Source organism: Paraburkholderia sp. D15 (assembly GCF_029910215.1).
In the GTDB taxonomy this organism is placed as follows: Bacteria; Pseudomonadota; Gammaproteobacteria; order Burkholderiales; family Burkholderiaceae; genus Paraburkholderia.
Window position 1 is genome coordinate 214,665 of the sequence record NZ_CP110397.1, and the last position, 25,551, is coordinate 240,215.

At 55.9% G+C, this 25,551-nt stretch carries 16 protein-coding genes and 3 pseudogenes; 12 read left to right on the forward strand and 7 right to left on the reverse strand.

The genetic code is table 11. From position 1 onward, the window contains the following. Positions 1-24: 24 nt before the first annotated feature. Positions 25-277 (reverse strand): annotated as a pseudogene (locus LFL96_RS37100) (hypothetical protein); the annotation flags it as partial. 476 nt (positions 278-753) lie between these two features. Between LFL96_RS37100 and LFL96_RS35585 the strand changes: the two are divergent. From LFL96_RS35585 to LFL96_RS35595, 3 genes and pseudogenes are all read left to right on the forward strand, one after another. Further along, complete coding sequence (locus LFL96_RS35585; RefSeq protein ID WP_281004327.1) at positions 754-2,373, forward strand: methyl-accepting chemotaxis protein; 1,620 nt, start codon at positions 754-756, stop codon at positions 2,371-2,373. 470 nt (positions 2,374-2,843) lie between these two features. Beyond that, a complete protein-coding gene (locus LFL96_RS35590) occupies positions 2,844-5,333 on the forward strand; it encodes an EAL domain-containing protein (RefSeq protein ID WP_281004328.1) in 2,490 nt (829 codons plus the stop codon). A gap of 231 nt (positions 5,334-5,564) precedes the next feature. After that, a pseudogene (locus LFL96_RS35595) lies at positions 5,565-6,143 on the forward strand (GGDEF domain-containing protein). Between the two features lie 149 nt (positions 6,144-6,292). Here the strand turns inward: LFL96_RS35595 and LFL96_RS35600 are convergent. Together LFL96_RS35600 and LFL96_RS35605 are read right to left on the reverse strand one after the other, a co-directional pair. Next, positions 6,293-7,273, reverse strand: coding sequence for a helix-turn-helix domain-containing protein (locus LFL96_RS35600; protein WP_281004329.1), 981 nt, complete (start codon positions 7,271-7,273; stop codon positions 6,293-6,295). Between the two features lie 938 nt (positions 7,274-8,211). Further along, positions 8,212-9,114 (reverse strand): 2-dehydropantoate 2-reductase N-terminal domain-containing protein, encoded by a 903-nt coding sequence (locus LFL96_RS35605; protein ID WP_281004330.1) that lies wholly within the window; start codon positions 9,112-9,114, stop codon positions 8,212-8,214. Between the two features lie 1,026 nt (positions 9,115-10,140). Here LFL96_RS35605 and LFL96_RS35610 point away from each other — a divergent pair. Next, complete coding sequence (locus tag LFL96_RS35610) at positions 10,141-10,995, forward strand: helix-turn-helix transcriptional regulator (protein ID WP_281004360.1); 855 nt, start codon at positions 10,141-10,143, stop codon at positions 10,993-10,995. Between the two features lie 356 nt (positions 10,996-11,351). Here the strand turns inward: LFL96_RS35610 and LFL96_RS35615 are convergent, their stop codons facing one another. The 3 genes from LFL96_RS35615 to LFL96_RS35625 form a co-directional block, all read right to left on the reverse strand. After that, positions 11,352-11,879 carry an N-acetyltransferase gene (locus LFL96_RS35615; RefSeq protein WP_281004331.1) on the reverse strand — a complete coding sequence of 176 codons (528 nt, stop codon included), beginning with the start codon at positions 11,877-11,879 and terminating at the stop codon, positions 11,352-11,354. 156 nt (positions 11,880-12,035) lie between these two features. Continuing rightward, complete coding sequence (locus LFL96_RS35620) at positions 12,036-12,962, reverse strand: ROK family protein (protein ID WP_281004332.1); 927 nt, start codon at positions 12,960-12,962, stop codon at positions 12,036-12,038. After that, positions 12,959-13,993, reverse strand: coding sequence for an SIS domain-containing protein (locus LFL96_RS35625; protein ID WP_281004333.1), 1,035 nt, complete (start codon positions 13,991-13,993; stop codon positions 12,959-12,961). The genes LFL96_RS35620 and LFL96_RS35625 overlap by 4 nt, the downstream gene beginning before the upstream one ends. Positions 13,994-14,393: 400 nt before the next feature. Here LFL96_RS35625 and LFL96_RS35630 point away from each other — a divergent pair, with 400 nt between their 5' ends. From LFL96_RS35630 to LFL96_RS35650, 5 genes and pseudogenes are all read left to right on the forward strand, one after another. Beyond that, positions 14,394-15,155, forward strand: coding sequence for a DeoR/GlpR family DNA-binding transcription regulator (locus tag LFL96_RS35630; RefSeq protein WP_281004334.1), 762 nt, complete (start codon positions 14,394-14,396; stop codon positions 15,153-15,155). A 408-nt stretch (positions 15,156-15,563) separates the two neighbouring features. Beyond that, entirely contained in the window at positions 15,564-17,042 is a 1,479-nt protein-coding gene (locus LFL96_RS35635) for an APC family permease (RefSeq protein WP_281004335.1), read from the forward strand. Between the two features lie 124 nt (positions 17,043-17,166). Next, positions 17,167-18,762: a choline dehydrogenase gene (locus LFL96_RS35640; RefSeq protein WP_281004336.1), complete on the forward strand. Its 1,596-nt coding sequence runs from the start codon at positions 17,167-17,169 to the stop codon at positions 18,760-18,762. A gap of 93 nt (positions 18,763-18,855) precedes the next feature. Next, positions 18,856-19,640, forward strand: a pseudogene (locus tag LFL96_RS35645) (IS5 family transposase). 481 nt (positions 19,641-20,121) lie between these two features. Then, positions 20,122-20,397 (forward strand): hypothetical protein, encoded by a 276-nt coding sequence (locus LFL96_RS35650; RefSeq protein WP_281004337.1) that lies wholly within the window; start codon positions 20,122-20,124, stop codon positions 20,395-20,397. A 290-nt stretch (positions 20,398-20,687) separates the two neighbouring features. On the opposite strand, the gene LFL96_RS35655 is transcribed toward LFL96_RS35650, so the two are convergent. After that, positions 20,688-21,437, reverse strand: a complete 750-nt coding sequence (locus LFL96_RS35655; RefSeq protein WP_281004338.1) for a helix-turn-helix transcriptional regulator — start codon at positions 21,435-21,437, stop codon at positions 20,688-20,690. 124 nt (positions 21,438-21,561) lie between these two features. Between LFL96_RS35655 and LFL96_RS35660 the strand changes: the two genes are divergently transcribed. From LFL96_RS35660 to LFL96_RS35670, 3 genes are all read left to right on the forward strand, one after another. Continuing rightward, positions 21,562-22,635, forward strand: a complete 1,074-nt coding sequence (locus tag LFL96_RS35660; RefSeq protein WP_281004339.1) for an LLM class flavin-dependent oxidoreductase — start codon at positions 21,562-21,564, stop codon at positions 22,633-22,635. Positions 22,636-22,717: 82 nt separating this feature from the next. Continuing rightward, positions 22,718-23,668, forward strand: coding sequence for a hypothetical protein (locus LFL96_RS35665; protein WP_281004340.1), 951 nt, complete (start codon positions 22,718-22,720; stop codon positions 23,666-23,668). A gap of 159 nt (positions 23,669-23,827) precedes the next feature. Further along, positions 23,828-25,435 (forward strand): AMP-binding protein, encoded by a 1,608-nt coding sequence (locus LFL96_RS35670; protein WP_281004341.1) that lies wholly within the window; start codon positions 23,828-23,830, stop codon positions 25,433-25,435. The last annotated feature ends 116 nt before the right edge of the window (positions 25,436-25,551 follow it).

Genomic DNA, 25,551 nt, shown 5'->3' on the forward strand with positions numbered 1-25,551 from the left:
GTTGATTTCTTTGCCGTCACGCTTGCTGCGCAGTTCCCTCGTCAAGGCGGACGGTACGCACAGTTCCAGATAACGCCGGTTTGCCGCCGCACCCTCCTCGGGCGGGCGGATAACCGACTTACGCCAGCGCTCGGAAGGAAAAGGCTGAGATCGACCTCGACGCTGTGCCATTCGCGATGAAGCGATTCGTTCCTGAAAACGACCCCATTGCCTCGGACTGGTGGTCGAGCTCCACGCCAGTGCATGCGCTAGACGATCGATATGCCTTTAGATGCCTTCAGTAAGTCATTTCTTTGTCGGTACCGGAATCACGTCTTGCAAAGGCATCATCACCCGCGCATCGGCACTTGTTTTATATCGCTGAGCAAACTTCGTTTTCTCAGGTGCGCCGCTCGCAGGACTTATATGTAAAAGTGTACGAACACAATCGCTGACTAGGCTTCCATTCGGGACCGTAAGAGTTCACTTTGCGGGACACATACAACTGCCTCCAAGAACCAACCTTTGCCTTGCTGCGTTCTGAATTGCCTGATCTTTTTCGCTGCCAATTGATATTGCTTTTGTCTGGGACGGACATGATGATTGCACGCAAGAGACGCATTCCGATTTATTCCGGACTTAGCGGTGCATTTAGCAAAATTTAACAGTCTTCAACCTACAGATCTCGATTCGCAATCCGTTGTACGGGTTATGCGGCCAATCCGCGCGTTTTCTGGTCGCGAACACTTCTCAATGAACATTCAACGGATTCCTATGAAGATTTCAATTGCCACTGTCCGCGGGAAGCTTACCTTGGCGTTTGGCGGGCTGACCCTGCTTGTTCTGTTGGTTTCCGCATTTGCGCTCGGCTCGATCAAGTCAGCGAATGCCAGATTCGGGAGTTTTGTCGGTGGCGTCAACGTCCGCGCTCAGTTCGCCGAACAGATTCGAACGGCCGTCGACAGGCGCGCGATCGCTGCGCGGGATATCCTGTTCGTGCATTCCACCGCGGAGACCGCCGATGAGCGAGCCGAGGCTTTGAATGCGGATGCAGAGGTCCGCGCAAAGATCAAGCAGCTTCTGGATATGCTCGCGAGTACGACTGACACGAGCGAAGAAGAAAAGGAGCTCGCTTCAAGGATCGCGAGCGTAGAGCGGAGGTACGCGCCGGTGGCAGCAGCCATTGTTCAGGCGGGAGTCGGCAACCGCCACGACGATGCCGTCGAAATGATCGACGAGCAATGTCGGCCGCTGCTCGCTGAGCTGATCAACGCGACCAATGCATACAGGGACTACACTCAGAACCGGGCCGCGGCAATGATCCAGCAGTCCGCCAGCGACTATTCTTTCCAGCGCATGCTGCTCATCAGCATCTCTGTTGCTTCGATGCTCACGGCGATCGTCGCCGGCACGTTCATTACGCGGGGGCTGACCCGGGCGCTAGGGGCAGAACCGGCAAGACTGCGCGAAATAACCGAGCGCGTCGCAAGCGGCGACCTGCGCAGCGTCGACAGCGCCGCGAACGCGCCAGCGGGCAGCATACTTTCATCGATTGGGGAAATGCAAGGCAGCCTCGTCAGGCTTATCGCCCAAGTGCGTGGAGCGGTGGAAGCCATTGCTAACGGCTCAAGCGAGATGGCGACTGGAAATGCCGAGTTGTCCTCGCGCACCGAGCAACAGACGAGTGCCCTCCAGGAGACGGCATCCAGCATGGAGGAATTAACCTCGACCGTAAAACTGAATGCGGAGAACGCCCAGCAGGCGAGTGTGCTCGCTACGACCGCGTCCGAGATGGCCAACCGCGGTAACGCTGTGGTCACAAAGGTCGTCGATACCATGTCGCGAATCAACGCGGACTCAACCAAGGTGGCAGAAATCATCGCTATCATCGAATCCATCGCATTTCAGACCAATATCCTCGCCTTGAACGCCGCGGTGGAAGCAGCTCGTGCTGGCGAGCAAGGCAGAGGGTTTGCGGTTGTAGCAAGCGAAGTGCGTGGCTTGGCGCAACGCTCGTCCGGCGCCGCCAAGGAAATAAAAGGTCTGATCAGCGCATCAGTTGCACAGATTCGGAATGGTGCAAACCTCGTTACGCAGGCGGGCAGCACAATGTCAGAAGTCACCCTGGCAGTGGCTCAAGTGACCGATCTCATGGGCGCGATTGCGGCGGCTTCGCAGGAACAAAGCCGCCGCATCGCACAGGTTGGCAGTGCGATAACACAAATGGATTCGGTAACGCAGCAGAACGCGACGTTGGTAGAAGAAGCGGCTGCTGCATCGAAAGCGCTTGAGGAACAGGGCGATCAGCTTTTCTCGGCCATCGGTTCGTTTCTTCTGGACGATTCGTCCACGCCACATGGCTGCGGGGCCCCGGCCTCCTACCGCATGGCGTGACATCTCGAATGGTTTCCCCGTTATCCATATGTTTAGGGCATGCAAGGCACTGCTTTCCATTGCGGGGCAAAATGGGTTAACTAGTCGCTGACGTAGCGGCATCTGCTATCGAGCAAAATGGGGGCATGATTTCACAATGGGACTAAGCACGATCATCTGTGGATTTTTCTTCACGAGAACTATCTGCGGGGATATAGCGGACGTCTTGCAGACGCCAGAGCGTTGGGGCGCTTCTCGGCGATCACGATATGTCGACTGCGCAAACGCGCAATCAGGCTCCGTACCGTCGTCCAACAAATCATTGGGATGATCTTAACTTTGTCGCGCGATGTGCTTTGCGGGGATACGGGTGACGTACTCACCCGCGAGATTACGTATCGTAATGTCCGCACTCACGGCGCACGCTCAATACGGTCTGCTTCAGACCTTTGAACCGGCTTAAGGCCTCGCAATTTTTAGCTACGGTGACCATGCCAAACGACCTCCATTTTAGGCCCCACACGTCAAAGCCAAGCGAGGCCACATATCGGCTGATGCTTGAGAGCATTACTGAATGCGCCATATATATGATGGATATGGACGGAACAGTGCTCAGTTGGAACGCCGGAAGCGAACGGATCAAAGGCTACAGCGCTAGGGAAGTGTTGGGACAGAGTTTCGCTCGCTTCTACACCGGGCACGATCGACGGATCGATACGCCCAATGACAATCTCAAGACCGCGAAATGCACCGGCAGATGCAAGTGCGAAGGTTGGAGAATCCGACGCGACGGTACCAAGTTCTGGGCGCATGTTGTCATCGACGCGCTAAGCGATGAAAGCGGGAACGCCTTCGCATTTATCGCAACAACGAGGGACTGTACTGCTCAGCGCAAAGCGGGGCATTCGTCCCATGAGGAGGAACACCGATTCCGTTTTCTTGTACAAAGCGTTACCGACTATGCAATCTATATGCTCGATCGAACGGGAAACGTGTCGAATTGGAACGAGGGGGCGCGGCGGTTTAAAGGTTACCAGACGGAGGAGATCGTTGGCAGGCATTTCAGCTGTTTTTACGGATCGGAGGAGCGTATGCGTCGGGTTCCGGAAACAGCCCTCGCTACGGCACTTTCTGAAGGAAAGTTCGAAACCGAGGGCTGGCGGCTCCGCAAAGACGGCTCACGGTTTTGGGCCCACGTTGTGATCCATCCGGTGTTTGACGATGACGGGGTACATGTCGGCTTTGCAAAGGTAACACAAGACTGCACGGAAAAACGGAGAGCAGCGCTGGCGCTTCAGGCCACCACCCAGAATCTCGATCTGGCATTGAGTAATATGCAGCAGGGACTATGTCTTTTTGATCGCTTCGCGCGGCTTGTGTTGTTCAACGATCAGCTTGCGAGCAAGTTGGATATTGACACTGCATTCTTCATGAAAGGCCAGCGGATTCCTGATCTGCTGCGAAAGCTGTGTACTGCTTTATTTCCGCATATAGCGAATCCGGCAGAGGCGGCGAAGAAATTCCGGCGATCGCTGAACGTCGGTAAGATGCAGGACGACTGCTACTCCACGGAGTTTAATCTCGGCTCGCGCCGGATGGCATTGATAAGCCGCCGACTGTCTCAAGGGGGGTGGGTTTCCACCTTGGACGACGTAACGGACCGCTTTGCGCTGCAGCAGCGCACCGAGTTTCTTGCACATAACGATATTCTGACCGGATTGCCAAACCGTGTGGTATTCCACAGGGAGCTAAGGAATGTTCTGGCTGACTCTTCAAGAGCCGGATCGAGCGCACTTCTTTACCTGGACCTGGACGGTTTCAAGACGGTCAATGACACACACGGTCATCGGATCGGTGACCAGTTGCTAGCAGCTGCCGGGGCGCGGCTAAGAACTAATCTGCGCGGAGAAAATCTGGTGGCCCGGCTCGGGGGAGACGAATTTGCAATTATCGCGAGTAATTGCCGTAACCTTTCAGACGCTGAAAACCTCGCCGCACGCTGTATCAAATTATTGACGCAGCCGTTTCACCTGCATGGGATGGACATGTGCATCGGAGCAAGCATTGGCGTTGCGTTCCAGCTCTCGGCCGGGGCGGATACGGACGAGGTGCTGCAACGCGCCGATTTTGCCATGTATCAAGCCAAGCGCGAAGGCAGAAACCGTTACGTCGTCTATCGTCACGGCATGCGTGACCCGTTAAATGCTACCGCGCAACTGGAACTTGACCTACGCCGCGCCTTGAATGAAGGACAGTTTGAGCTTCACTATCAGCCGGTTGTCGGGGCAGACACGGGCTTTGTGAAAGCCAAGGAGGCATTGCTTCGGTGGGCTCACCCAGACCGTGGAAGCATCGCTCCCGACTCGTTTATCGCAATCGCCGAACGGGCAGGGCTGATGAAAGAAATCGGCGCATGGGTTTTACACAGAGCGTGCATGGATGCCCGAAACTGGCCAGAGCACATCCGGGTGTGTGTGAATGTTTCGCCCGCACAACTTAATTCAGTCGAGTTTATAGAAGTCATCGACCATGCGCTTTGGGATTCAGGTATTCCGCCCCGGCGGCTTGAGATAGAAATTACGGAAACCGCACTCTTCGAATCACAAGAACACGCGCACAAGTTACTTGAGGCAGTCCGTAATCGAGGTATCGGGATCGCACTCGATGACTTCGGAACGGGATTTTCGTCGTTAAGGCTGCTTCAAGACTTTCCGTTCACCCGCATCAAGATCGATCGAAGTTTCGTGAGCAGGCTGGGCAGCCATGCGAAGTCTCTCGCCATTGTAAGATCGATAATCGGCCTGTGCAACAGCCTTGAAATACCGGTTACCGCTGAGGGAGTCGAGTCGGCCGATCAGCGCGACTATCTCCACACGCTTGGCTGCGAGGAATTGCAGGGGTTTTTCTTTGGAGCTGCGGTGCCGGCTAGGCCGGTCGATGGTGGCGATCCCGCGCCCGACGAGTCTATCTGGCGGATATAGCTATAAATAGGCACAGCCACGCATCCATCATGTTTCGGTGGAACCTCTTACGTGACGGAACAACATTGCAACGGGACATCTCTTGAATTTCAATTTGTTTGGGCTTCCGAAGTTTCTCGCCTACAGTATTTTTCTGGGAATCTCTTCGTGCTGATCAGACAAAAGCCAGAAATCCGGCTGCGATACTGGCTCGTCGGTTGGCTCTTGGTGCTAGTGCACGCCGGCATCTTTATGCTTCAGTCACTGATTCTCGTACTGCTGGAAGAGCGGGTGAGCCAGGCTAACCATCTTGCTGCCCATGATGAGCTGACAGGTCTTCCCAACCGCCGCCTGTATGCAGAACGCTTTGAAGAGGTGCTGTCCCGGGCTTCCCGTGACGGCTGCGGATTCGGCTTTCTGGTGATTGACCTCGATCGCTTCAAGCTGGTAAACGACACGTTCGGTCATTAGGCCGGCGTTGTTGTGCTAAAAGGAGGTCAGCGAGCGGTTTCGTAGCACTTTGCGCGGCATGACATGCTCGCACGCACTGGTGGCTATGAGTTCTCTTTAATTCTTAACGGTGTCAGGAACCTGCGCGACTCCCAGGGGGTCGGTGAAGCGCTGCGCAAGTCACATGAAAAACCGATCATCCTTATAGCGGGACCTTACTATGCCAGCCCAAGCATTGGTGCGGCCCTCTATCCAGGTGACGGTCTGACTCAGTTTCAATTACATTCCGTTGCAGACGAACGCATGTACATGGATAGGGAGCAACGTCGCATCGCCGCGACGCACTGCGGGCGAGCGACTGACCAATTGCGCGCAGCGTGAGCTGGGTGGATAGCAAGTCGGCCCTGATAACCCGGAAGGCTTTATGCGACGAAGTTTCGCGGGCTAATGGATGTGTAATACAATTATGAGCGTTGGAACCGGCAATGCCGGGTGCACGTGCCCGACTCGACGGGGCATGGACTATTCGATCACTTTAGTGATAGTAAATGCGATTTTGTTTTCTTACGTGTTGCTGTAGGTGTCTCGCCAAAACAAATGCGGTAGCTCCGGCTAAAATGCGCGTCACTGCTAAACCCCCAGCGTAAGGCAATTTCCCCGATTGCGATGTGGTTCATTGCAGGATCGGAGAGGTCCGCACGGCATTGCTCCAATCGTTGTGTCCAGATGTAACGAGTAACCGTAATGCCTTCCTTTTCGAAAACACGAGCTAGATGTCTGGGCGAGATACCGATGGCGTGGCTAACTGAATGCCAACTGAGGCTTTCCTCGGCAAGATGCCCTTCGATATAGGTTTTAGCGCGGCAGAGCGCCTTTATCGTTGATTTCGCCGCCACAAGATCGTTGCTGCTGACGTTCATGATTGATCGAAGCAGATCTAGTACGCGCACCGAAATTTGTGCTTTCATGCGTGCGTCACGTGAAACCGCTGGCGTCGTGAGCACCTCATGTATTTGTTGAAAAACCCAGTTGGTTATGCCGCCGAGGCGATCGGCCTTGATAAAACCGCGCCACGGAACCACGCTGGCCTCAAATATCTCGCGCGGTATGCTCAGTGCGGTCATTGCCATGTCACCATGAAAACCGTGGCCAAAAGGCCTTCCGACGTCATAAATCACTATATCGCCTGGCGCATGTGCAACGCAGTCAGTTCCTTGGAATGTATAGCCGGTTCCCTTTGTGATTAAGCACGCCACTATAGAATCACGATTATCCTGACGAATAGCGTGAGGCGTGCGCAGTGTCCAATGGGCGTTCGTTTCAATGTGGGAGGCACTGAATAACGAATAATCCACCTGACGCAGATTCGCATCAAAGTCCGGGACCGGCTTACCACTCCCCCCCTCGAGACTTACAAGACGCCGGGCGATCGTTTCGAGCCAAAAGTCGATCCGGTCTTGAGAGTCCACCAGGCGTGCAGAAACGGTACGCTCGTCGTCATTTTGGGACATTGAATCTCTCCGTAATCCATGTCAATCCAGATGCTGTATTGTGTAAGTGATTAATCCGCGCCGGCTCGTGAACGCGGTTCGGCTTACCTACTCATTTATTGTAGGTAAAGAAGGTGAGTGTGGTGCAAATTCGGCGCGTCGTCTGTTATCTTTCATCTTTTGATAATCACGAGCTGGTCAGCAAGCTGAAAAATCTCGCGTGGTTGTTCAACGGGCGTCATTTCGACCGCGAAGTCATCGTCCCTTGCGTGGTTTTGAATCTTGCTATGAGCTCAGTCTGCACGATCCTGTTGGGATGGTGGCTGAACGCGGTCTGTTCCTCGCCCACAATACGATCTTGCGTTGGTTGTAGCGCTAAACGCCGAAGTTCGTCAAACGCTGGATCGGTTGGCTATGACAGCCGGTCAGTCGTGGTGGGTCGACGAGACCGACGTGAAGATTCGCGGCACTGGGCCTGTCTCTACCGCGCGGTTGGCCGGGCGGGAAAGACGATCATTTTCCCTCGGCGGCAGACGCGACGTGGCTTCAGCAAGCCCTTATGCGCGAAGCCAATCAGGACCCAAAGATGCACTCCTGAATCGATCACGCAGGACGGCTACGCGGCATGTCGTCGGGAGATCTACAAGATTAAGAGCGACGGGTCGCTACCTAGGCGAACGAATTTGCAACTCTCTAAGTACCTGAGTAATCTGATGAGGGTCACCGCGACATCATATCACGCGTGAATGTGATGCTCAGGTTCAAGCGGTTCCGCCGCGCAGACGTTATCCTCTGCGGCATCGAACTGATCCATATTCGAAATGACCAGTTCGATCTCACCATGATGCACTTCAAAGACATCACTTTACCTCCGGTTTGGATGGCGGTTCTCTCAGCTCGCTGAGGTATCCGGATCAGGAGAGATCTCTCGCCAGCCTAACGATTTTGCACGACAACCCTCAACGTGGCCTCATCGCCAATAAAGCATCTATCTCTGTCTGGAGCTCGGGCTTGGCTTTCGCGGCTGCGACGAGCTCATCAACCAGTGCACACGCCTCGTTCTCTCCTGAGGCCAGTAGTTCTCGAAAGTTTTTCATCCGCGACATGGCCCATAGTATAAGGGAGGCGATCGTTACGGGCATGCGCGCAAGAGACTTGGCTGAACTGTGCATTTCGTAGCCGAGGCTACTGATAATCTGGAAACCGGCGCGCATACCGAGCGCCATGGTTCGCGCTTCGCGCCAGGTCGCACCACCGCCACGACGCTCACCGGCAACACAGACGCTCTCGATGGCGATGGTCATGGGCGCGTGCCAGCGCAGCCAACCCGTCATGTCATCTTCAAATGCCGATGGCAGCCCGGCGCCGTTGAACAGATCCACCCAGCGATGGTCGCTGTGCAGCGTCTTTTGACGCGAAGTAATTCTCGTCGTCATACGGCCGTGGTCGTCAAGCCACGCTTGGATAAAAGGCATGCCAAATGAACATTTCCGGTTCTTCAGTGCACTGCGAATGCGATCGGGATTGAAGTTGGCGAACAGGAAATGGAGTTCAGCGGCCCGGCTGCGCGCCAATGTCGGTAAGAGAGCATCGACCTGAAATGCTTTTGTGGTCACAATCACCAGGTCATAAGCGAATTCTTCGTCAAGCGAGTCTGCAATGCCGACGCTTACATGCCTACCATCTTGAAATGCAATCCCACCTGCAGCCTGAAGTTGGTGAAATCGTCGAGATTCAGGTCTCGCAACAACCGTCACATAATGCCCTGCCTGTGCGAGCTGGCTGGCAAATGCGCTGCCGATCTGGCCGGCACCGATGACGGCAATTGACATGGGTAAAAGAAGGCTTGCCGTGTTTGGCATGGCGGGCGCACCAGAGTAAGGGATTGAATGAGTTTCTAGGCACCCCACGCTCATGGGGACGAGCTGTGATGGAGTGCGTCGAATTCTTGAGAAAAGTAAGCACTACGGTGCAGGTCTAAAAGCAGCCCTATCTACTTCGGCTGCCCTTTCGTGAAATTACACGTAAGGACGCTTGATTGCGGCATGTCGATGCCCGCAAACCCTGCAAACCAATCGGAATGACTCCCCTTCCGCGCCTCCGCCGGAAGGCCAGGACCACGACGGATTTCCTCGGCGATGATGCGGAATGGAATCCCTCCTTCCGGAGAGCGTGGTAGACAAGCTGGGTCGTTCCTTCCTCCGGGATCGCATCAAGAGTCGGGCTTCGTCATCGTGGTGTACACCTGACCAACGGTTTTGCCCATCGCCCAGATATACCGATACCTCGGTGTTTCGCGCAAGATCGACCAGAAAACATAAATCCGTAAGCGCCAGGACCGTGGGCGAGCCCAATCTGGAAGGTGGCCGCGCGCACCGCGCGGGCAGCTCATTCCCGCTCTGCAAGCTCCGAGCGACGCGGCAGGGGGAATTCGGGACCGGGAACATCCGCAATCGGGCCACCCCCGCAGTTACGAGGATAGGCTTAGAGGCGCCCAGGAGAACGATGCCCAACGCCGCAAGGGCGTCGTAGTATTTATGGCATTTATTAACCGATCGACTGAAATCGTAATCGAAGGCGGTGTAGAAAACTCTAACGCTTCCGCCCGCCGCAGATTGGAGAACGGCAACGTCGTCGAAGCCGCCGACCAGTACTTTCACCCCCGTTTGTTCGACCCGCCCCATCTTTTCCAGAGACCGTATCAGCGCAGTGATCGTGTGATCTGCATTGAGAAAATCGGTAATAATTTTCAAACTGAGGAAGCCGGCCGCACCTGTAAGAAATATTTGCGTGTGCACCCTGTTTTTGAGAACTTGATGCTACATGATGACGACTTTAATATAGAACTAAAGTATGGACGTTATCGTACTATAAGTACTGACAGGAAAATGATCGTGACGGATAGCAAAGCACTGGGCCTATATTTGAGAAGCCGTCGATTGCGGTTGGACGCCGCGGCATTGGGCTTCATTGACAAGCGACGGCGCACTGCCGGTCTTCGACGAGAAGAGGTAGCGCAGCGGGCAAACATTAGCAACACATGGTACATCTGCCTCGAACAGGGTCGGGGTGGTCCACCGTCTGGAAAGGTGCTGGATCGCATTTGCCGGGCGCTCGTGCTTAGTGCGGCCGAACGTGAGCACGCGTTTATGCTTGGGCTTGGCCGGCTGCCGGAGGCGAGCTACAAGGCACCCGAAGGCATCGCGCATCGCCTGCAACAAATCCTGGATGCGCTTGATGTGTGTCCGGCACTGATTCGCACCGCTACTTGGGACATCGTCGCCTGGAATCGCGCGGCAGCGCTCGTCCTCGCAGACTACGGCTCTTTGGAGCCGAGAGAACGCAATGCCTTGCGTCTAATGTTTCTCAGTCGCGAAGCGCGGGACAATCAGGTGGACTGGGAGACTCTCGCGCGCTTTGTCGTAGCAGCGTTCCGGGCAGATGCGGCGCGGAGCGGTGCTGCAACTGTCATCGAACCCCTGGTCGCGGAACTATCGCAAGCCAGTCCCGAGTTTGCGGCAATGTGGCAGGAGAACGATGTGCGTGGTTTCAGCGAAGGAGTGAAAACCCTTCGCCATCCAACGCTGGGTGAACTGAGGTTGGAATATTCGTCGTTCGCTATCGACGGCCGAACAGATTTGACCATGTTAGTTTACACAACCTCTAGCGAAGATGCGTTTCGGATTCGCGAAGCCTTAATCCATAACGCAAAAGAGCAACGAAAGCGCGGCGTAGCTGGTTGACCGACTGTCACGGCACATTTAATTTTTCGACTCAAAGCACTGTTTTAAATGAATAATAAATCGCACTTATTCCACCTGATATTCCACCGCGCTGACCCACGAAGGCTGGACAAATGTCTTCGCGCTCAAGTGACACCTGCTATGCGCCTCAAACAGGTTGCCGCAAGCTTTGACGCCTCGCACCGCTTCACTGAAACCGGCTAAGATTCGGCCGGTTTCTGAGCAAGCTTATGTCCCCACCGTGATTATGTCGTGAACAACATAGCGTGACCGCGCCTTGATAACCGGGAAATGCGTTTAGTGAAAGCATTTCCAGATGTAAAAAATGGCAAAGGCTGATTGTCTTAATAGACGGGCTAGTCGCTGGGAATGCAGCGTTTGGCAAGATGCGCGATGGGATCCGAAGCGACCATGATTAACTCGTCTGCCGAGTACAGGTCGGTTATTTTCGCCTGGACCTTCGCACCCAGCGCGGACTGATACAGGAGCCATGCTTTATTATCGGAGCGAGTCGTAACCAGAACAGCTTTGACGCGCGCATGGCGAGCTCGAAGTGCTTCGTTGACGTCAAGGAGGGAACGCACCAAAGCGCGTCCGATGCTTTGCCCACGGAATTCAGGCAATACCGCGATTTGCTCAAGCTCCAGCACGACCTCAGTTCGGAATCCGCTTTTCTCTGCCCATACGACATATCCGACAATGTCGTTGCCGCATTCGGCAACGAAGTAACGCGTGCGTGGATAACCATTAGCTGTGGCCGTTATCCATTCGAGTGAATGGCTTTGGCGAACGAAGCTTTCCTGATGTACGGCCGCTATTTTCTTTAGATCTGCCGCAATAGCCGGGCGGACGGCAATGACGGATTCCTTGTCGATGATTGCCATCTGGGCCGCTCCTTCAAAGATGTGCATGACTCGTTAACGTGAACTTCAATATGGCCCGAGTCAAGGTTGCGTCGGAAGGGCCGACCGCAGAACTTAATCAAAGCCGTTTAATTTCACGTCGACGTCAGTCTGCTGATAATCTCGGCCATCCTCCGGCTACCTTGGGAGTGTCGGGAGCAATGCCGCACCTGCCGCGCCTGCCGTGTCTCCAAGTAGCGATTGGACGATCTTCGAATTGATTGTAAATCCTGCGGATCGTTTGAGCGATTCCTCTACACCTGCCTGATAAAGCGGGTAAAGACTAGCTGCACTACCGCTAAGTATAGTTACGTCTGGCCCGTACAGCGTGAGCAAGGTATTCAATCCACGTCCAACATATCGTCCATATCTGTCGAACACACCCTGAACTCTTGGATCCTGTTTACACTGTTTGCGGAAGAAGGGCAGGTCCCGGTGTTCGTACGCCACATTTGGCAGGAGCGTTTGCAACTCGCGCTGCAGGCAGGTGCGCGATGCGAGACATTCCCAGCAGCCCCGCAGACCGCAATAGCACTGAATGGAATCGCCTGACACGGGGATATGTCCCGCTTCAGGATGTGAGCCGTCGGCGGCTCTGAGTGGGCGCCCGGCCATCAGCAATGCAACTCCGATGCCCGTCCCCAATGTAACCATAAGCAAGCGCTCACTTCCGACGCCAGCGCCCAGATAGTATTCTCCAAGCGCTGCCGTAACCGCATCGTTGTCGATGGAGGCCTTCAGATTCAGCGCGTTAGACAATTCATCCACAAGTGGAAAGTAAGAGAACGCCGGTAGTGTGTCGTCGTTTTCGATGACGCCTGTGCGCACGTTCACGGGACCGCTTGCACCTATGCCAAGCGAGAGAAGTCTTTTTCCGCTCGGGATCAGATCCCGAAGGCTTCCGACAAGGTGGGCCACACGTTCGGATTTGCTTAACGGACCGAACGATGCGGTCGGTACAGTAAGACTGGCCAGCTCACGACCTTCACTCAAAATGACAATGCGAACACCCGTGCCTCCAAGGTCGATTCCTGCACGTACGCCTTCGTCGCGATCACTACTCATATCGTCACCGTAACCTTCCTGCCGTAAATAAACTCGCCAGGCACCAGTCCTTTCGCACGCGCAATCAAAATGGTGAAGTGCTGGACGTAAAGCATTCCGGCGATCAATCGGACGATCTCTGGCGAATCGGAAGTCTGCAATTGCTTGCTGCCCACATATGCCTTGGGTCCAATCGTCACAACTTCCGTCCCGTTTGCCGTTAGCTCTTCAGAAAGCGCCTGGAGCGTGGCATCGGTTCCGTCGCCAATGAGTAACGTGATCATCCCCGGGCCTGAAGTCTCCATCGGGCCATGGCGGAACTCCCCGCTCAGATAACCCTCGGCCATCACTTTGCAGGCCTCTTTAAGAATAAGAGCGCCGGTCATCGTGGTTGCACCATCCGCACCCATACCAACCAGCGCGACACGGGGCTCTACGTCTCCCAAGAAGGCTTCATTGACAATCGACTGGACGGCACTTCTGTCATCAATCAGGCGAGCGAACTCAGCCGTTGCTGCCCGAACCGCGGCGATAAGAGGCGCCTCATCCTCGCGACGGAGTGCCAGCGCCGTCCGGTATGCTGCGATCAAAGTGTTCACGTAGCTTTTTGAACTCACAGTTGCTTCCGAACCGCTCTTAAGCGCCACCAAAATATCAGATCGACGTGCGAGCGTGCTCTGCTCATCGTTGGTCACACCGATGATAGTCGCGGGTCGCGTGGCGCCTTCGAGCTTGTTCAGTAGAGCAACGATTTCTCCACTCATTCCTGACTGTGACGTCGCCCAAAGTAAGGTCTTGCCCGTGATGAGCTCAGGAAAGTCGAGTAGGCTGCCTGTGTCGATACGCCAAACCGGGAGGCCGCGCGCAGCAAGTCCCCGTTCAATCGGAATTGTTGCGTAATGCGAAGAGCCCATGCCGGTTAAGACGATACGGTCAAAACGGGACACGTCCAGCCGGCGCAGCGATGGCGGCAGTTCGTAGGCGAGCTGATCGGCGATTGCTGTCAGTTGATCGCTAATGTCCCGCTCGTAGGGGCTGATGTGGTTTTGCATGCGCACGCTTGGACTCCCCGGAATTGATGAGTCGATATTATATGCACGATAGCGTGCAGTCAATGCACAGTTTGTCGCCCGCGCGCACGTCGCTCGCTGTGTCATGGTGCATCCGCCTTGCAAACGGTTGCGGTAGCCAAGCGATCTTGCGGAAACGAGGCGATGACGCGTACTTTGGACGCTGAGTGATGTCATCGCGGAAAAATTTTACTGCTGGCATGCGAACAAGGTAGCGCGCTCATACCACTACAAAGTCGGTTCCCATCCCGGTAAGATGCACGAAGACGAGCAGCCATTGCACGTAACGTCCGACGGCGCGGCACGGGAGCGCGGTGAACATTGCGTCAGGATTGCTCAAATCCGCCTTCCAACCAGACTTTGACAACCCATTCGATCATTAATGACCGCTACCGAGCGACGTGACCAGATAGTTGAACTCCTAAGGGCGCGCGGCTATGTTAACGCTGGCGAACTGTCCGAACTGTTTTGTGTCGACGGCTCGACAATCCGCCGGGACTTGTCGTTTCTGGAAAAGACGGGACGAGTGATGAGAACCCACGGTGGGTTGCTCCCGGCGCAAGATGCGTCTGAAGGGGACACGCCGTACAGCGTCCGCCGCAACCTGAATATACAGGAGAAGGCGGCTATAGCGCTTGCCGCGCTTAGTGAGGTCAAAGACGGGCAGTCGATGATTCTAGACAATGGTTCGACTGTGTTCCAGCTCGCCCTCGCCCTGAAATCGAGGAAAAACATCACGGTCGTTACGAACGACCTGATGACGGCGATGCAACTCTCGCAGCACCCCAGCATCACATTGCACGTGGCAGGTGGAGTGATGCTTCACAACGTGTACACCCTGGTGGGCTCGGACACAACGCGGAAGTTCGAGCACATACATGTCGACTGGGCTTTCTTAGGTGCGGAGGGCGTGCATTTCGAAAGCGGGATCACAAACATAAACACCATCGAAATTCCGGTAAAACAAGCGATGATTGCGGCGGCAGAACGGACAGTGGTTTTGGCCGACAGCTCAAAGATAGGATACCGGGCGCTGTCGCATGTCTGCTTGCTCGATACCATCGATCATGTGATCACCGATGACCGGCGTCCTGTAAAAAACCTGAATAAATACGGCGAAAAGCTTCGGGTGGTTCAAGCATAAGACCGTCAGCGAAGCTGCCCGGGCATCCGGAGGTCCCCGGTCGGGCGGCTTACAAATGTTTTCCGCAACAGCGAAAACGGTCTTGTAACCGGCACTAGGGAAAGTCCTAGGCGCCGTCCGCCTGAGCATTATCGGCGGACTTTCTTAAATATATCCTTCATAGGTGCGACTCCCCGCGCGCCCCGCCACTAGTGGCATGCAGACCACCCTAGGACGCAAACATGCGCCCCCCGAACGCTCGAGACACGAGCGCTTCGAGGCCGTCTTTAGTGTTTTGAGATCAACGCATCGCGGCCTGCACGTTATCGTGACTTGACTGCACGTTTTCGTGCGCTAATAATAAATTTACACCGGGGACGTGGCGGATGCATCGCAGCCTCGCCTAACCACTGATTAAGGAGATTTCCGATGATCAATAACGACGATTCGATTGCGGGGCGCGGCCTTTCGCGCAACTCAGTCGGGCTGCCAACCGTACTGATGCAGAGCATTGCGCAGATTGCGCCGGCAGTCGGCGTCCTTACGACGATCGCTTTTAATACTCAGCAGGCCGGTCTGGGTGCTCCCTCGACGTACATCGCGGCATTTATTGTCGGCCTGGTCGTCGCAATCTCTCTTGCGCAGCTCGGGAAGCACCTGCCTTCGGCTGGCGGCTTTTACACTTACGTCAGCGCGACAGTTGGTCCGCGTTCCGGATTTATGGTTGGATGGCTTTACTCATGGGTCGTGGCGCTGATTCCGGGTGGGCTTGCTTCTTATACGGGATTTGTTTTACAGACCGAGTTGCAGCAGAACTACGGTGTAGACATCCCGTGGCAACTGATCACCTGTGCCATTCTCCTGGTGGTGGGATACACGGGATATAAAGGCATTCTTGCTTCCGGCAAGATGCTCACCGTGCTCTCTATCGTTGAGATGTTGATCGTAGCTGGACTGAGTATCTCGGGATTGGTGTCGCCCGGGCCTGGGGGAATAACGTTCTCCGGTTTCAACCCGGCTAGCAGCACTTCGCCGCACGGCTTTTTCCTCGCAGTCGTGCTTTCAATTTTCGCGTTCACCGGATGGGAGGGCGCTGCCGCTGTGGCAGAAGAGGCCCGCAATCCTCGCAAGGTCATTCCGCAGGCGATCATTGGTTCAATGATCCTGCTCGGCATTTACTATGTCTTCTGTGCTTGGGGAATTCAGATCGGATGGGGCACGGCACATCTGGATGGTCTCGCGAACTCGAAGGAAAACCCAGCGTTCGTCGTTGCGCATCGGCTCTGGGGGCATGGCTGGTTGCTCGTGCTGCTTGCGTTGCTGAATTCGGGTATCGCAGTCTGTATCGCCTGCACGGTTGACTCGACTCGCAACTGGTATGCAATGGCGCGTGCCGAAGCGATGCCGCAATGGCTGAACCGCATTCATCCGGTTCATCGGACACCATACACGGCCGTAATCGCACAAACAGTTCTGGCACTTATCGTCGGCGTAGTGGGCGGAGGATTCCTCGCGCCAGACCAGTCGTTCTTCATGCTTGGCACGCTTGCGACCATCATCTACGTTTTTGTTTATCTGATGGGTAACATCGGTGTTGCGCGGTTCTTCCTGACGACAGCGCGCGGCGAGTTAAATGTGCTGATTCATATCATCTTTCCGATTGTTTCCACTGTTGCGCTGTGCTTCGTGCTGTACTACTCCTTGGTACCGTTGCCCGATCCACCGGTGAGCTACGCACCGGTTGCGTTCGGCATTTTGTTGGTTGCAGGGCTGCTCATGCTGTGGCGTCTCCAGAGAAGCGGCCGGACAAACTGGATGACGCTCTCCAGGTATGTCGTTGACAGTGAAGTTAGCGCGCCGCCGCAAGATCCTGATGTTGACGTACAGGTGGGCAAGTTTGGAGTGTGAGCCGGGCACGGAGGCGACGCGGTCGCAAAGCCTAATGAAAACCTTTTGAAAAATCCGATTGTTCCGCCGTGGCAGGGTCGCTGGCGGGCGTCGGCATAGCAGCAATCTTGCATTGGATCAAGTCATGAGCAGCAACGTTCGAGAATTTGACTACGTCATAGTTGGCGCGGGCTCGGCAGGATGTGTTCTTGCCAATCGACTGACGGAAGATCCGGCGGTCGAGGTCTGCCTTATCGAAGCTGGTCCGAGCGATAAGAGCATATTCATTCAGATGCCGGCGGCGCTTACTTTTCCCATCGAGAGTGATGTTTTCAACTGGAAATTCGAAAGCGAACCGGAGCCCGAACTGCACGGTCGAGTCATCGGTCAGGCACGTGGGCGCTGTCTGGGTGGGAGCTCTTCGATCAACGGCATGGTCTACGTGCGAGGCGGCAAGGAAGACTATGACAGCTGGCGCGATCTTGGCGTTAAGGGTTGGGATTTCGAGGACTGCCTGCCTTATTTTCGGCGAATGGAAACGTTTGAAGAAGGACGCGATCCTAAACGCGGTGGATCGGGCCCAATCACGGTCGTGCGCAGCAAGGCGGATCATCCGCTCTATCGGTCGTTCTTGCAGGCAGGTCAGGAGTTCGGTCTGCGCGATGCAGGGGACTACAATAGTGGTGATCAGGAAGGAGTGCATATAACCCAAGCCAACATCCGCAACGGTGTGCGATGCAGCACGAGCCTGGCTTATCTTGAGCCCGCGTTGAAGCGCAAAAACTTGACGGTGATGACCGGCTGCCTTGTGGAGCGAATCAACTTTGACGGCAATATCGCGACAGGCGTGACACTGAAACAAAAGGGCGAGGAACTGCAAGTGCGTGCGACAAGAGAAGTGATTCTGTCCGCAGGCACCATCGGTTCACCGCATCTGTTGATGCTGTCGGGCGTCGGCGACCGAGCCAAGCTTCAACAGCATGGGATTGAAACGCGTGCTCATCTGCCTGGAGTCGGTGCCGACCTGCAGGACCACGTTGTGGCGCCACTGCGATTCCGTACCTCTGACGGCGTCTCAATCTGCCGACAACTCAATACGTTCGGCCGGTTGAAACTCGGCATTGAATGGTCGCTGTTCAAAACGGGGCTTGGCTCCACAAATTTCTTCGAGGTAGGTGCATTTTTCAAGAGCAGCGACGACATCAGCTACTTCAACATGCAGCATGAGTTTTTGCCGTTCCTCGCAGACTTTCAGTCCGGGAAGGTCAACATCTCGGATGGATTTCAGTATTTCGTTAGTCAGATGCGGCCGTTTAGTCGCGGCTGCGTGACCCTGAGGTCCGCTGATCCGACGCAAAAACCTGCTATCCGGTTCAACTATCTGACTGACGATCGCGACATCGCAGAAATGGTCAACGGCATCCGGCGCACTGTCGAGATGGCGAACCAGAACGCATGGTCGAGGTATCGCGGCAAGGCTATTGATACTCCGAGCCTGAGCGACTCCGATGCCGATATCGCGGCGTGGTTGCGGACGGTCGCCAATACCGAACACCACCCGACAAGCACTTGTCGTATGGGGACCGACGAAAACGCTGTGACCGATGAGGTTGGCCACGTACACCAGTTGAACAGGCTTCGTGTTGTTGATGGATCGATCCTACCGAAGGTTCCGTCCGCCAACATCAATGCGCCCATCATCATGGTGGCAGAGAAAATCGCGGCATCAATGACACTGTAGCGGCTTAGAGGCCAGTTCAAAAACCCCTGAGGGGGCTGTTTACTTTCTCGGCAAGCTGTTAACGTTGGATGTCTGGACAACGGAACCCAAGGGATGGAAGCGCCGACCATTGATGACGAATTGTGGGCACTGATCGAACCGTTACTGCCGCCGCCCAAGCCGCGGCGCAAAAAGCATGCTGGCTGCCCACGCGTATCGGATCGGGCCGCGTCGAATGGCATCCTGTTCGTGCTGAGGACGGGGCTACGATGGAACCACCTGCCGACCATATTGGGCCTTGGCTCGGGCGCCACCTGCTGGCGACGAGTGCACGCCTGGCAGAAGGCTGGTGTGTGAGACCGGCTGCACGAACTGCTGCTCGACAAGCTGCGCGAGGCTGGCCAGATCGACCTCTCACACGCTGCGGTCGATTCCTCGTCGGTACGAGCCGTTGGGGCGGGCGAAAAACTGGCCCGAACCCTACGGCTCGCGCGCGACCCGGTTCCAAACACCACATCCTCGTCGTCGCAAACGGCGTTCCCATCAGCGCGATCCTGACCGGGGCGAACCGCAACGACGTTACCCAACTGCTGGCGCTTGTTGACGCGATCCCGCCGATTCGTGGCGTGCGCGGCCGGCCGCTTCAGAAGCCCAAGGTCGTCTATGCCGATCGTGGCTACGATTCCGACCCGCATCGTCAGCGACTTCGCGAGCGCGACATCAAGCCGGTGATCGCGAAGCGTCGCACGGAACATGGCGGCGGTCAGGGGAAATTCCGCTGGGTAATTGAACGCACTCACTTGTGGCTCCACAACTTCCGTGGTCTTCGTATTCGCTTCGATCGTCGAGCGGACATTCACGAACCATTCTTCAAACTCGGTTGCGCCCTTGTCTGCTGAAACATCTTCAGGCGTACGGAGCAACCTTTTTGAACTGTCCTCTTAGGAGAGAGTCCCTGCGAAAACATCATTCGCTTGGCCGTCAACATCCAGGCAGTTGATATACAGCGGCGCGCAGGTCGAATGTGAACCGCCCCGGATTCCCGGGGAGGTTCACAAATGTTTCTTGTCATTCATGGCTGCCTGCAACAGTGATAGACGTAGTTGTCATGTTGCGCGATCCTTATCCAGACAGGCCAAATGGTCCGCCAGGTAGACTCCCCGCGGTTCGTCTCATCTGTTGCGGTCATCAGGGCCTCCGCAATCACTCAGCATGAGGGGCGTTGTAACACCGCCATTTCATCGTCCGCATGCGGCTTTCATTGGCTGTTCGTCAGTTACTATTTGAATTCGTTCTAAAGCCTGGCGGGTTACATCGCCCTGCGAAATCTTTTATATTTCTGCGATGAACGCGCTGGCGTTCCTTCTTTTACGGACATCCATGAGTACGACGCCCCCCTCCAAAACCACCGGCGCATTCGGCGCCATGCATCTGCTGGCCGAATATGGCGAGGCGGAGAGCCTACTGCGCAGCGTGCGCCTTGAGGCGGCCACCGATACCCGCGGCGTCGTGCTGATCGATCGCGATCTACGCAAGCCCGGTGTCCAACGCGAAACCCGGCACGAGATCACGCCGGCTGAGCTGATTGCACTGATCCGCTCCCACTGCACCGAGCTTCCGGGAGAAAATCATGTTCGTTCTGGTGACGTGCGCTGATCAAAAGCAGCGAAGGGAAGAAGCCGGCGCCAGGTGACGATCAGGCGTGTTTACGCCGACCGGAAATTGAGCCACTTGTAGGGCTCAAAATTCCGTCGGCGCGGACAAGTCTGTGCGTCCGGGAATGGCACCTGATAGTCCAGCACGATCGCGAATTCGGCCGATCTAACGTTGCGCCGCCTATGCAATGGTATGCGCCACGCGCCTCTGGGCCTGCCTTTTCAACGAGACGATCAGGCGAATCAAGCGTCACACTATCCGAAGCGCTGGACATCACGCGTTGGGCGAACTTAACTTTCGAGCGGACCCGAGCGTCTGAGCTTCCTGAACGAGTCGGGCTCCCATGAGCGGGCGGCAAGCAGAACTGCAATCCCTCGCTTCTCTTGCGGCGACGCCGATGACGACGCTTCGTGCAGCGCAGCCAATCTGCTTCTCAACTTGCGCAATTCGGCATGCAACTGGGTGGACGCTGCTTCCGTGAGAACGCCGTACGCGAAGTCCAACGATTCGTCGTGGCCATCGAACTGACTGTTCAAAAACTCCGGCAGGCCCACTTTCAGAAAAGACCGGCGGATTGGTCCGTTAGGGATCCAGTCGAAATCTCTTGCGGCCAGCAACCGAATTCTGTTATTCGCGTGGACCTGAATAATGCCCATGCTGTCGAGTACCAGCAGTTGCTTGATGCATTCCGATTCCGATAGACGATACGCCGCGACTATGTCCTTCATCGTCCAATGGTTCAGTACGCACACGCTGACCAGCATCAGTTTCTGATCCGCGACGAGGCGCGCTTCCTGTTCCGGTGAGAGCAGACGCAGTCGCGGCCGCGACGATTCCGACTCCTGAAGTAACTCAACCATTGTCAGGCCAAGCAGTTCGCTGATCTGTTCAAGCCGATCAATTGTGAAGCGCTCGCTTGCAAACAGCCGTTTGACACTCGCTTCGGAAAGTTCGAGCGCTTGCGCCACAGTTTTGTATGTCATTTGGCGGCTCTTGAGCAGCCGTTTGATCGTTGCCATAAGTTGTGCGGCGCCGGCCATAGGTATTGGAATTCGTTACCAGAGGTAGCATTTTACGCATGTTTTTATAAACAGGATGCGAATTTTGTTACTACGCGGCATTCTCTATCACACGCGCCTCGCCGGGGCTAAACGGCGCCGGGCGATGCGCAAAAAAGAATTCAACGAGACAGTATTGCTGGAGCGGCAGATGATAAAGATTTTCACCACGGGCAATCCGTTTGCGCCCGGAATTCCAGACCTGTCGGCGCTTAAGCGCCAGGGTGCCGAATGGGACGCGTCAGAAGCGATCGACGAGGTACTGATCGGGTATTCGGCGCTCTGGCCGCAGAACTTCGCGACTTCAACAGCCCTCGCAAGCGTCACAAACAAGCTGAAACTGATCGTTGCACATCGACCCGGCGTGATGCATCCCACGGCGGCCGCTCGGACCTTTGGAACGATGGATTTTTTGTCCGGCGGCGGCCGTCTCGCGATCAATCTCGTTAGTGGATCGTCCGACAAGGATCTTCATCGTGAAGGCGATTATCTCGCCAAGGTCGAGCGCTATGATCGCGCGACTGAGTATGTTGAATGCATGAAGCGTTGCTGGAGCGAGCCGAAGTCATTCGACCACCAGGGTAAATACTACCAGGCAGAAGCGGTACGGCAATTGATGCGCCCGATGAGTGGCCACATTCCGATTTACATGGGTGGCGAAAGCGACGAGGCGGTCGAGTTCGGCGCACGTCATGCGGACGTCTACATGCTATGGGGCGAGCCGCTGAGCGGCACGAGGGAGCGCATTGAAAGAGTGAAGGCCAGTGCTGCGAGGCATGGACGGGAACCACAATTTTCGTTGAGTCTGCGCATCTTTCTCGGCGCTACGGACGAAGCAGCGTGGGAGAAAGCGCGCGCAGTCGAGAGAACGATCCTGGATGCGGAAGGAACAAACCGTTTTCTGCGCTCAGCCGTTACGGACAAGTCCGTAGGACGCGACCGGCAGCTTTCTTTCGCGAATGAAGCGGTTCACGACGACTGTTTCTGGGCGGGTCTCGTCAAGCTGCTGGGCGGATTCGCCAATTCAGCCGGTCTTGTCGGAACACCGGATCGTGTCATGGCTGCACTTCGGAGGTATCGCGAGCTTGGCGTCGACGCGTTCCTGATTACGACGGGTCTGGATGGCTTCTGGGACCCGTCGCTCGAAGACTTCGTGGTTCAGATGAAGAAAGAGCTTTGACCTGAAAAGAATCACGACGGATTGCTTTCAGGCAGGGTGGATGCCAATTGATACGGCTTTGCATTGAACAATGGAGACAAGGATGACCGCTGTTCGACTTCGGGATGTTTCGCCGAGACTTGCATTCCAGGCACACTCCGTTACAACGCAACAAAAGGTTGAACTGGTTGAACGCCTGATCGCAGCGGGGCTTCGCGCAATCGAGGTGTCCTCGTTCGTCCATCCGAAACTTGTCCCGGGTCTTGCTGACGCCGGGCAGGTATTCGCGCAGGTGAGCCGGCCCGCGGGGGTCTCACTTGAGTGTTGCGTGGGCAACATGACCGGACTGAAGCGGGCGATTGACGCCGGCGCACATGCTGCGTGGTTCCTGCTTGCAGCCGACGAGGAGTTTTCGAAGGCAAACATTGGGCGCACGATAGCCGAATCGATTGATGAGTTGGCGCGCATGCGGGAAGTCGCTGAAGGCAGTGGTACGCATCTGGGTACATATCTGATTGCCGCTTTTGGCGGACCCGTCGGTCTGGGTCGCGGTCCTGATGACGTGCGGGCTGTCGCGAACAGACTGATCGAGCTCGACGTACACGACTGGATTCTCGCAGACTCATGCGGCTACGCTGCACCCCCGCAGATTCGGGACATGGTCCGCTTTGCGGCTGGCCTGACCGATATCAAGCGGCTCACCGTGCAGATTCACGACAGCCGTGGGATGGGTCTGGCAAACGTGGCGGAGCTAGTTGCGCAAGGTGTGACAAACATTGACACATCGCTCGCCGGCTCAGGGGGGCATCCTGCGGCGCCGGGCGCCAATGTCGGCGGGACATGCTCGGAAGACGTAGTACAGATGCTCAATCTTATGGACATCGATACCGGCATCGACCTCACGGCGCTGATCGATGCCGCTAACTGGCTCAATGAAGTGCTGGGTGGCAGCGAAAAGGGCTACACACGGCTTGTTGGCGGCATTCCGTCCACTGCGGAAGAGCTGGCAGCATTTCGCAAGTCGCGCGGCCCGTTTCAGTGGCAGAAGGCGTAGGCAGAGAGCGGGTGCGGCATGAGGGATACTGTCTGATCAAGGCGTCACGGAGGTTGCCGGCAGCCGCTAAAATTGCGCGTTCGTCCGGGGCCCGAAACTCGACGGATCCAGGCAGCGTGCGCCAGCACAACGAAAAGACAGAAAACAGGAGACAGGAGCATGCCAGTGCATGACTTGCAGGATATCGGAGGCGGGACCGCCAGTGCCATGCTGGCATCGCGAGCAAAGGCGGCGCCGGATAACGTCGCGCTCGTATTCGAAGGGCAGAACTTCAGCTACCGTGAACTTGACGAGCAGGCGAGTGCCGCCGGCTCGGGCCTGATGGCGCTCGGCCTCAAAAAGGGAGATGCGGTCGGCTTCTTCATGACCAATCGGCCCGAGTACCTGTTCGGATGCTATGGAAGCGGTCGTGCGGGTCTGGTTCAGGTTTCCATCAATACCGCTTACAAGGCCACGTTTCTTCACTACACGCTTGAACATTCCGAAGCAAAAGTTCTCGTCACCGAAGCGCGACTTGCCGAGGCATTAATGACGCTGGGAACCCTGCCGACGGGGTTGCGCACGATCGTCTATCTTGACGGGATGCCAAAGAACATTCCGGCAGGAGATGTCGACGTCATCTCCTGGGAGGAGATGCTCGCCAAGCGAAGCCATAATCCGGAATTTCCCACCGTCCACCCGCATGACGCATCGGCTATCAGTTTCACATCAGGCACAACTGGGCGGAGTAAAGGGGTAGTCTCGCCCGCGCTGCAAGGCGTCGTAATGGCTCGGGAAGCGGCACACGCATTCGGCATTACGCCGCGGGACCGGATGTACACGTGTATGCCGCTTTTTCATGGCATGGCGCAAGTCACGACATGTCTTGCAGCTATTTATGCCGGAGCGACGATCGTTCTTTCCCGGCGCTTCAGTGTCACGCAGTTCTGGGAGGAGATCCGGGAGTCGGGCGCAACCCAGGCAAGCGCGCTCGGCTCGATGCTGCATATGCTTCTTTCTCCACCGCCATCCCCGCGCGATCTGGACCACAAAGTTGTCCGCATGTTTTCGGCGCCGGCCCCAGCCGATGTTCTCTACCGATTTGAAAGACGGTACGGAGTCCACGTGATCGAGGGCTATGGCTCCACGGAAATCAAGAATGTTCTCTACAACCCCATCCACGGGCGCAAGGTAGGCTCAATGGGTCTGCCGACGGCGACTTCGATCATGGAAATCCATGACGAAGACGGCAACACGTTGCCGCCTGGTGAGGTGGGCGAAATCGTGTACCGGCCGCGAATCGCCAACATCATGCTGAAGCACTATCACAAGGAGCCGGAGAAGACCCTCGAGAACATGCGGGACATGTGGTGGCATACCGGCGACATGGGATCGATGGACAGCGACGGCTTCTTTTATTTTTTCGACCGGAAATCGGACGCCTTGCGCAGGCGCGGTGAAAATATCTCGTCGCAGGAGGTAGAGATGGTGCTGACAGCGTACCCCGGTATTCGCGATGCGGCAGCTGTCGCCGCCCATTCCGAGGTCGGCGAAGATGACGTGCTGGTTGTGCTCGAAGTCGCAAATGCTGGTGGATTCGATTTCAACAATCTGTTCAGGCACTGCGTCGAAGCGCTGCCCAGGTTCATGGTGCCGCGATACTACCGGTTGATCGAGACACTGCCGCGTACACCCACGGGAAAGATTCAGAAAGCAGTACTGCGGCAGGAAGGATTGACGGTCGACACATGGGACCATGTTTCCGCTGGCCTTGAGGTTCCCCGTTAAATCGGTTCGCGAGCCGAGAGAGTCCGTTGCGCAGAGACGTCCGGGCTCTCTTCGTGAGGCTTGCGGATGAGTTCAGACTTACGCTCTGGGATTTCTCGTCTTTCAAGCACGACTTA

Excerpts from the sequence above, each read along its gene's own strand:
- LFL96_RS35625 (WP_281004333.1), bottom strand. The coding sequence starts at position 13,993 with ATGCAAAACCACATCAGCCCCTACGAGCGGGACATTAGCGATCAACTG.
- LFL96_RS35670 (WP_281004341.1), top strand. The coding sequence starts at position 23,828 with ATGCCAGTGCATGACTTGCAGGATATCGGAGGCGGGACCGCCAGTGCC.
- LFL96_RS35640 (WP_281004336.1), top strand. The coding sequence starts at position 17,167 with ATGAGCAGCAACGTTCGAGAATTTGACTACGTCATAGTTGGCGCGGGC.
- LFL96_RS35665 (WP_281004340.1), top strand. The coding sequence starts at position 22,718 with ATGACCGCTGTTCGACTTCGGGATGTTTCGCCGAGACTTGCATTCCAG.
- LFL96_RS35635 (WP_281004335.1), top strand. The coding sequence starts at position 15,564 with ATGATCAATAACGACGATTCGATTGCGGGGCGCGGCCTTTCGCGCAAC.
- LFL96_RS35585 (WP_281004327.1), top strand. The coding sequence starts at position 754 with ATGAAGATTTCAATTGCCACTGTCCGCGGGAAGCTTACCTTGGCGTTT.
- LFL96_RS35605 (WP_281004330.1), bottom strand. The coding sequence starts at position 9,114 with ATGCCAAACACGGCAAGCCTTCTTTTACCCATGTCAATTGCCGTCATC.
- LFL96_RS35610 (WP_281004360.1), top strand. The coding sequence starts at position 10,141 with ATGATCGTGACGGATAGCAAAGCACTGGGCCTATATTTGAGAAGCCGT.
- LFL96_RS35660 (WP_281004339.1), top strand. The coding sequence starts at position 21,562 with ATGCGCAAAAAAGAATTCAACGAGACAGTATTGCTGGAGCGGCAGATG.
- LFL96_RS35600 (WP_281004329.1), bottom strand. The coding sequence starts at position 7,273 with ATGTCCCAAAATGACGACGAGCGTACCGTTTCTGCACGCCTGGTGGAC.
- LFL96_RS35590 (WP_281004328.1), top strand. The coding sequence starts at position 2,844 with ATGCCAAACGACCTCCATTTTAGGCCCCACACGTCAAAGCCAAGCGAG.
- LFL96_RS35650 (WP_281004337.1), top strand. The coding sequence starts at position 20,122 with ATGAGTACGACGCCCCCCTCCAAAACCACCGGCGCATTCGGCGCCATG.
- LFL96_RS35655 (WP_281004338.1), bottom strand. The coding sequence starts at position 21,437 with ATGGCCGGCGCCGCACAACTTATGGCAACGATCAAACGGCTGCTCAAG.
- LFL96_RS35620 (WP_281004332.1), bottom strand. The coding sequence starts at position 12,962 with ATGAGTAGTGATCGCGACGAAGGCGTACGTGCAGGAATCGACCTTGGA.
- LFL96_RS35630 (WP_281004334.1), top strand. The coding sequence starts at position 14,394 with ATGACCGCTACCGAGCGACGTGACCAGATAGTTGAACTCCTAAGGGCG.
- LFL96_RS35615 (WP_281004331.1), bottom strand. The coding sequence starts at position 11,879 with ATGGCAATCATCGACAAGGAATCCGTCATTGCCGTCCGCCCGGCTATT.